Genomic DNA, 7,917 nt, shown 5'->3' with positions numbered 1-7,917 from the left:
GTTCGATGGCGTCGGACTCGATCTGCCGGATATGGTAGGGCTTGATGAGCTCCCGGACTCGGCCGGCCCCGATCCGGCCGGCCCGGTGCATATCCATCACCGCCGTCACCATATATATATTTCCACCCCTTCCCTCTATGAGATTGATTACTGATATTTTTGATTATTGTTCCCAAAAATTACCAAAGTGGAATACCATAAGTATAAGTGGTTACCATATTAGAGAGGCTGGATCAACTGCTATTCAGGAGATTGCTTTCACTTTAGCTAATGGGATTGCTTATGTTGATGCAGCAGTAAAGAGAGGTCTAGATATTGATACTTTTGCTCCAAGATTGTCTTTTTTCTTTAATGCTCACAATGATTTATTTGAAGAAGTAGCCAAATTTAGAGCGGCTCGTAGATTATGGGCGAAAATTATGAAAGAACGCTTTGGGGCGAAAAATCCAAAGTCAATGATGCTTCGTTTTCATACCCAAACTGCCGGATGTACACTAACTGCACAACAGCCCGATAATAACGTAGTAAGAGTAGCCATTCAAGCTCTAGCTGCAGTATTAGGAGGTACTCAGTCATTACATACCAATTCCAGAGACGAAGCACTTTCTCTACCATCTCAGAAATCAGTGAGAATTGCCTTGAGGACACAGCAGATTATTGGTTATGAAAGCGGAGTGGCAGAAACCGTAGATCCGATGGCAGGTTCTTATTATCTGGAAAAGTTAACTACTGAAATTGAACAGGGTGCGAAAGACTATATCAATCAGATTGATCAGTTAGGAGGATCCCCGAAAGCAATTGAAAAGGGATTTATCCAGAAAGAAATACAAAATAGTGCTTATCAATACCAGAAAGATATTGAAGACAAAAAAAGAATAATAGTTGGTGTTAATAAATTTCAGTCAGAAGAAGAAGAACCTATGAAAGATTTGTTAAAAGTAAAACCGGAAATAGAGAAAAGACAGGTAGAAAAATTGAAAAAAGTGAAAGAGAAAAGAAATGAAAAAGTAGTTCGTAAAAATTTGATGGAATTAAAAAAGATTGCCAGTACTGAACAAAACACTATGCCAGCTATTCTTGATTGTGTAAGAAGCTATGCTACTCTGGGAGAAATATGTGATAAACTCAGAGAAGTTTTCGGTGAATACAAAGAATCTATAAAGATATAGAGACAAGGAAGGTGTACTATGAAAAATACTAGAATTAGAGTTCTGGTTGCAAAACCAGGTTTAGATGGTCATGATCGTGGAGCTAAGGTAATCGCCAGAGCTTTGCGAGATGCCGGAATGGAGGTTATCTATACTGGCTTGAGACAGACTCCGGAACAGATAGTAGAAACAGCGATTCAGGAAGATGTAAATGTAATTGGATTAAGTATTCTTTCTGGTGCACATATGTATCTATTTCCTAAAATAATGGAATTATTAACGGAAAAAGAGGCAACTGATATTGTGATAATTGCTGGGGGAATTATTCCAAGTGAGGATATTATGGAATTAAAGAAAATAGGAATTAAAGAAATATTTACTCCAGGAACAGATACCAATGAAATTGTTAAATTTATTAAAGAAAATGTCAAGATTGCCTAATATTGGATAGGAGAGTAATTAGATGAATTTGAGCAATAGAGTACGGCAGGGCGATGCCAGAGCTGTAGCAAAGCTTATTACTATGGTGGAAAATGATTTTCAACATGCTCAAAAAATATTGCAAGAGTTACATCATTATTGTGGCAAGGCAGTTGTTATAGGAATTACTGGTCCCCCTGGTTCAGGCAAAAGCACCATAACTGACCGGTTGACTAAGCATGTAAGAAAAATGGGGAAGAAAGTTGGCATTATTGCTATTGATCCAAGTAGTCCATTTACAGGTGGTGCTATCCTCGGCGACCGTATAAGGATGCAAGATCTGGCAACAGATAAGGAAGTTTTTATTCGTAGCATTGGAACCAGAGGTCATTTGGGAGGTTTATCGCGTTCTACCCAGGCTATTGTTAAGATAATGGAGGCAATGGGGAAAAATATTATTTTTATTGAAACAGTTGGAGTAGGTCAATCAGAAATTGAGGTAATTAAAGTTTCTGATATTATTTTATTGGTAGTAATGCCGGGTATGGGGGACGATATTCAGGTAATAAAAGCAGGCATCATGGAAATAGGTGATATATTTGTAGTTAATAAGGCAGATCGGGATGGAGCTGACAAGCTGATTACAGAAATAGAGATGATGATACATTTAAGTGATAATGGGAAAAGAAATCCTTCTATAATTAAAACTGTTGGTACAGAAAATATCGGAATAGATCCATTATGGAAAGAGATTGAAAGATTGATTATTTATTTACAAAATAGTGGACAGATGTATCAAAGAAGAAAAAATCGTATAAGAAAAGAGATTTATGATCTCTTTCAGGAAAACTGGCAGGAGATGTTTTTCCAATTTATTGGGGAGGAAAACCTGGAAAAAGAGGTAGAAAAAGTATTAAAACGGGATAACGATCCTTATAGTGTTGTCCAAAAACTTACTGAAATCTTTAAGGGAAAAATATTTAAAGGGGGTAATTGATTTTGTTTAAGAAAATTAATCATATTGGGATTGCAGTAAAAAAATTAGAGGATTCACTCCCTATTTTTCAGGATATTCTGGATATGAAGTGTGCAACTATTGAAGAGGTAGCAGATCAAAAGGTAAAAGTAGCTTGTTTGCCGATTGGGGAAAGTGAAATTGAATTATTGGAATCAACTTCTTCAGAGGGGAGTATTGCCAGATTTATTGAAAAAAGAGGTGAGGGTATTCATCACATAGCATTTGAAGTTGATAATTTAAAATCAGTACTGGAAGATTTAAAGAAAAAGGGTGTTCAATTAATTGACCAGGAGCCTCGTCATGGTGCCGGAGGTATTAGAATTGCCTTTTTACATCCCAGGAGTACCAATGGTATTTTAATTGAGTTATGTGAACATGAGGATTAAAAGCAATATTAATTTGTTAAAAAAGTAAGTAGATTAAATAAATTGATGGTATAGTGACTTTTGTTATACCAGAATATACCAGAAATAGAGGAGATAAAAATTTAAAGAAAATGAATAATAAAAGAGGGGTGAGGAAGTTAATGGAACAAACCATAAATGATCTAATGAAGATTTTACAAGAAAAGAAGGAAAAGATTCTTGCTGGTGGTGGAGAAAAAAGGATTAAAGCACAACACGAAAAGGGTAAACTTACGGCTAGAGAAAGAATATCTCTGTTATTAGATGAGGGAAGCTTCAATGAACTTGACCTTTTTGTAGAGCATCGTTGTGTTAATTTCGATATGGCGGGAAAGGAAGTACCAGGGGAGGGAGTAATAACTGGTTATGGTACCATTGATGGTCGCCTGGTTTATGTTTTTTCTCAGGATTTTACTGTAATTGGTGGTTCTTTAGGTGAAATGCATTCTAAAAAAATATGCAAGGTTATGGATATGGCCATGAAAATGGGAGCACCTATAATAGGTATCAATGATTCTGGAGGTGCTCGCATTCAGGAAGGAGTTGATTCTCTAAGTGGCTATGGACAGATATTTTATCGCAATACTATTGCTTCAGGAGTAGTCCCCCAGATATCCATCGTAGTTGGTCCCGCAGCAGGAGGTGCAGTATATTCTCCAGCCATAATGGATTTTGTCTTTATGGTAAAGAAAATTGGTATTATGCATATTACTGGGCCGAGTGTTATTAAGGCTGTCACCGGGGAGGATGTTTCCTCAGAAAAATTAGGAGGAGCAATGACTCATAATCAAAAAAGTGGAGTTGCTCATTTTGCTGCTGATAATGAACAGGAAGTATTTAAATCCGTTAGAACATTGATTGGTTATATACCTTCTAATAACATGGAGAATCCTCCTATTTTAGAGGTCAATGATGATCCAAATAGAATGGAAGAGGCATTATTAACAATAGTGCCAACCGATCCCAATAAGCCTTATGAGATGAAAGATATCATAAGATACATAGTTGATGATGGCAATTTTTTAGAATCACATGAACATTTTGCTCGTAATATTATTACCGGATTTGCCAGTCTAAAGGGACAGAGCATTGGCATTATTGCCAATCAACCAAAAGTACTGGCTGGATGTCTTGATATTGATGCCTCTGATAAAGCTGCTCGTTTTATACGTTTCTGTGATGCCTTTAATATTCCCATCTTAACCCTGGTTGATGTTCCAGGATTTTTACCAGGGACTGCTCAGGAATATGGAGGAATTATCAGGCATGGAGCTAAGATGTTATATGCCTATTCTGAAGCAACAGTTCCCAAGATAACAGTTGTAGTTAGAAAATCATATGGTGGTGCATATCTGGCAATGTGTAGTAGGGATTTAGGTGCAGATCAGGTCATTGCTTGGCCTACTGCCGAGATTGCCGTTATGGGTTCTCAAGGAGCAGCTAATATTATTTTTAGAAAAGAGATTGAAAAAGCGGAAGATCCAGAACAATATCGCCAGAAAAAAATTGATGAGTATAAAGAAAGGTTTTCTAATCCTTATGCCGCAGCCAGTAGAGGCTTTGTTGATATGATAGTTGATCCCCGAGAGACCAGGCCAAGATTGATTACTTCTCTGGAAATGCTTTCCACCAAAAGAGAGAGTCTGCCTGGTAAAAAACATGGTAATATTCCTCTTTAATTGTAATTGGTTAAATTAATTCAACTAAAATTCTTGTAAATATATCTTTCAAATTGATAGAAGGAGTAGCTTATGTATGAAGGAATAGAAGGTGCAATTATACTTTCGCTAATTGCATTGGTTATGGTTTTTATAATTTTAGGTTTGCTGGCTTTATTGATGGTAGGTTTAAGAAAAATAGTGGAATTCTCTGCTATGAAAGTAGCAAAAGAGAAAAAAGTCATTACCACAGATCAAAAGTATATAAAAAAAGAGGAGAAGCTAATTATACCACCGGATGAGAAAAAGACAATTGTTTCCGAGCAAAGAGAAAACGAAGAAATAATTGCCATAATTTCTGCTGCTTTAGCAAACTTCCAGCATATGACTGTGAGGACTCAACCTATCAACGCTATTAGTATAAAAAGAATTATGTCTCAGACATTAAACCCCTGGTCAATTTCCGGAAGACAAAACATGATGACCGAAAGAATTTCTATTAGTGCCAGAAAAAAAGGAGGATTTTAAGATAATGAAACAATTTAAGATTAAAGTAAATGGAAAAGAATACCTGGTAGAAGTGGAGGAGATAAGCTCAGGTAACACTTTCCCAAGCATTACTCCAGTTACCAAAGTAGAACCAAAAGAAGTTAAAGAAGAATCCAGAAAAACAGAGACTGAACCGATGAAATCTGAGAATTATAAGACAGCTTCTATTAGTGCTGTGGAAGGCGAGGAGATTAAAGCTCCTATGCCTGGGAAAATTCTTAAAATAAATGTCTCAGAAGGGGATACAGTGAAAGATGGGGATACCGTTTTAATTCTGGAAGCAATGAAGATGGAGAATGAAATTATTTCTAATTCCAGTGGTAAAATAAAAAAGATAGCTGTTGCAGTAAATGATATGGTGGAAACCGATGATACTCTAATAATTATTGGATAGTAGCATCGTGAAAGGAGTAAAATTATGAATCTTATTCAATCTCTTTTTGAAATGACCAAAATATCAGGTTTTGCTGGTTTAAACCTGGAAAGCGTAATAATGTTAATAGTAGGGGGAATTCTGCTTTATTTTGCCATAGTAAAAAAATATGAACCATTATTACTGCTACCAATTGCCTTTGGTGCAATTCTGGTAAACCTACCTTTTACTGGATTAATGGAAGAGGGAGGCTTTTTAAATATACTTTCTTTTGGTATACGTCATGAACTATTTCCCATATTAATTTTTATGGGGATAGGTGCTATGACTGATTTTGGACCATTGTTAGCGAATCCGATAACCTTTATCTTAGGAGCAGCTGCCCAATTTGGTGTTTTTATTGCTGTCATCGGTGCAGTTTTAATAGGTTTTGATATAAGAGAGGCAGCGGCAATTGGTATAATCGGGGGTGCTGATGGGCCTACTTCAATTTATTTAGCTTCTAAGATGGCTCCGAAAATCTTAGGGGCAATTGCAGTTGCTGCCTATTCCTATATGTCTTTAGTGCCCTTAATCCAGCCTCCTATAATGAAGATGTTCACTACCAAGGAGCAGAGAAAAATTGTTATGAAACAATTGCGTCCAGTATCTAAAACAGAAAAAATTCTTTTTCCTATTATTTGTACTATCTTTGTCGGTTTAATATTACCAGCTACTGTTCCAATTATAGGTATTATGATGCTGGGTAATTTGTTCAGGGAAAGTATGGTGGTTAATCGTCTATCCAATACCACACAAAATGAGCTTATCAATATAGTTACTATTTTTCTGGGAACCTGCGTTGGAGCAACTATGCAGGCAGAATATTTTCTGACTGTCGAGACAATAAAGATTATTTCTTTAGGTTTAATTGCCTTCGCTTTTAGTACCTTCGGGGGAGTAATGTTCGGACAGCTATTATATAAAATATCCGGCGGTAAGATTAATCCTTTAATTGGAGCAGCCGGAGTATCTGCAGTACCTATGGCAGCCAGAGTTGCTCAAACAGTAGGTCAGCAGGCTAATCCCAGAAATTTTCTACTGATGCATGCTATGGGTCCTAATGTTGCCGGAGTAATTGGTACGGCAGTAGCGGCTGGAATTATGCTAACACTATTGCAATAAATTGAAATTAGCTAAGAAGCCTAAGATTTAAATTTAATCTTTAAAGTTTTAAGATATTTAAAGAAGGTACTATTGTGAATATATTTCTAATTTCAAAATTATGATTCTTGATCTTGTCTGAGTTAGAAATAAGTTTATTCTGCTTTAATATAGTAACCAATTAGCCAGGCCTAAATTGCAGGGAATTATTCTGACAGCTTACTAGCAATTATTTCTAAAAAGCTATATTACTTTATGAGTTGAAACTGGCTTAGTTGAAATATTCTATATTACCCCATCATCTTAATTAAAACCTGCTGTGAACATATGTTAAAATGGCAAGAGTTCGATTGTCAAATGATTAAATCTAATTTATAATTACGGCAGGCTTATTGGAATATGTTCCAATTAGGTATTATTATTTTTTCATAACCATAAAACTGCCTTCTTAAAAAGTGTTAATGATTAAATGAGATGTTTTGCCTAAAGATTAAAGATATACTGTTTTATTATTTTCTACCTTTAGCCTGAAATAAAAAGACAATATTTTTAGTCTATGTTACAATATGATTCGTATTGATAAAGGATAAGATTGAGGTAAAGTTTTATGAAAATAATTTATCATAATATGCTCTTTTTTTTAATTGCTCTTGCTCTTATTTTTTCTATTTTGACCGGTTTGCAACGTCATATATTAGAAAGTGATTATAAAACAATTGACATGGTAATGAGTTTGGATAAAGTAAGGGAATTAGCACTAAAAGAAGGAATAGATGAATTTGATTTACTTAATCAATTAAAAAACAGTGGAATTATTAGTATTGCCATTCAGGAAGATAATATTGAAACCTTGATGTTTCAGGGCAAAATAGCCTTTTGGGATTCAGGTGAGATAACAAAAATAAAATGGGTATTCGAGGATATTTTAATTGATAGAAGGGATGTTTTATGGGGTAAAAACATTTTAATTTGCCAGGATTACTCTCTTTTACTAAGAATCAAAGAGCATTTGCAGATTTATCTTGAAACAAATCAGATACAGGAACTATTAACGGGTAATGGTCAATATGGCTTAATAATTACTGGAGATAAAGAAGAATTACTTAAATTGGGATTAGGATTTTCAGAAGAAGACATTGAAATGGTTCAAAGCCCGGATTATAACGTTATTTTAAGACCAAAAAATTCACCAAGGATAAAAACA

The 7,917-nt window shown here is 35.3% G+C and carries 8 protein-coding genes and 1 pseudogene; all 9 read left to right on the top strand.

Annotated features, from left to right (window positions below; translation table 11 throughout):
• Positions 1 to 113 precede the first annotated feature (113 nt).
• Positions 114 to 1,169, top strand: a pseudogene (locus PHD84_10040) (methylmalonyl-CoA mutase family protein).
• Positions 1,170 to 1,187: 18 nt separating this feature from the next.
• Positions 1,188 to 1,589, top strand: a complete 402-nt coding sequence (locus tag PHD84_10035; protein ID MDD5638133.1) for a cobalamin B12-binding domain-containing protein — start codon at positions 1,188 to 1,190, stop codon at positions 1,587 to 1,589.
• A 22-nt stretch (positions 1,590 to 1,611) separates the two neighbouring features.
• Positions 1,612 to 2,565 carry a methylmalonyl Co-A mutase-associated GTPase MeaB gene (meaB, locus tag PHD84_10030; protein ID MDD5638132.1) on the top strand — a complete coding sequence of 318 codons (954 nt, stop codon included), beginning with the start codon at positions 1,612 to 1,614 and terminating at the stop codon, positions 2,563 to 2,565.
• Complete coding sequence (gene mce, locus PHD84_10025; GenBank protein MDD5638131.1) at positions 2,565 to 2,972, top strand: methylmalonyl-CoA epimerase; 408 nt, start codon at positions 2,565 to 2,567, stop codon at positions 2,970 to 2,972. Before meaB ends, mce begins: the two co-directional genes overlap by 1 nt.
• A 140-nt stretch (positions 2,973 to 3,112) precedes the next feature.
• Positions 3,113 to 4,669 carry a carboxyl transferase domain-containing protein gene (locus tag PHD84_10020; protein ID MDD5638130.1) on the top strand — a complete coding sequence of 519 codons (1,557 nt, stop codon included), beginning with the start codon at positions 3,113 to 3,115 and terminating at the stop codon, positions 4,667 to 4,669.
• A 72-nt stretch (positions 4,670 to 4,741) separates the two neighbouring features.
• Complete coding sequence (locus PHD84_10015; GenBank protein MDD5638129.1) at positions 4,742 to 5,176, top strand: OadG family transporter subunit; 435 nt, start codon at positions 4,742 to 4,744, stop codon at positions 5,174 to 5,176.
• 4 nt (positions 5,177 to 5,180) lie between these two features.
• Positions 5,181 to 5,591, top strand: coding sequence for a biotin/lipoyl-binding protein (locus PHD84_10010; GenBank protein MDD5638128.1), 411 nt, complete (start codon positions 5,181 to 5,183; stop codon positions 5,589 to 5,591).
• A gap of 24 nt (positions 5,592 to 5,615) precedes the next feature.
• The gene (locus PHD84_10005; protein MDD5638127.1) at positions 5,616 to 6,734 is read left to right on the top strand and encodes a sodium ion-translocating decarboxylase subunit beta; all 1,119 of its coding nucleotides are present in this window, start codon (positions 5,616 to 5,618) and stop codon (positions 6,732 to 6,734) included.
• Positions 6,735 to 7,320: 586 nt separating this feature from the next.
• Positions 7,321 to 7,917 (top strand): DUF5693 family protein (locus PHD84_10000; protein MDD5638126.1); only part of this gene is annotated, 597 nt, incomplete at its 3' end.

This window comes from Atribacterota bacterium (assembly GCA_028717805.1).
Classification (GTDB): domain Bacteria; phylum Atribacterota; class Phoenicimicrobiia; order Phoenicimicrobiales; family Stramentimicrobiaceae; genus Stramentimicrobium.
This window is presented reverse-complemented; position numbering and strand designations above follow the sequence as displayed.

Bases quoted from the DNA above. Each gene is read 5' to 3' on its own strand.
- PHD84_10035 (MDD5638133.1), top strand. From the start codon at position 1,188: ATGAAAAATACTAGAATTAGAGTTCTGGTTGCAAAACCAGGTTTAGAT.
- meaB (MDD5638132.1), top strand. From the start codon at position 1,612: ATGAATTTGAGCAATAGAGTACGGCAGGGCGATGCCAGAGCTGTAGCA.
- PHD84_10020 (MDD5638130.1), top strand. From the start codon at position 3,113: ATGGAACAAACCATAAATGATCTAATGAAGATTTTACAAGAAAAGAAG.
- PHD84_10015 (MDD5638129.1), top strand. From the start codon at position 4,742: ATGTATGAAGGAATAGAAGGTGCAATTATACTTTCGCTAATTGCATTG.
- PHD84_10010 (MDD5638128.1), top strand. From the start codon at position 5,181: ATGAAACAATTTAAGATTAAAGTAAATGGAAAAGAATACCTGGTAGAA.
- PHD84_10005 (MDD5638127.1), top strand. From the start codon at position 5,616: ATGAATCTTATTCAATCTCTTTTTGAAATGACCAAAATATCAGGTTTT.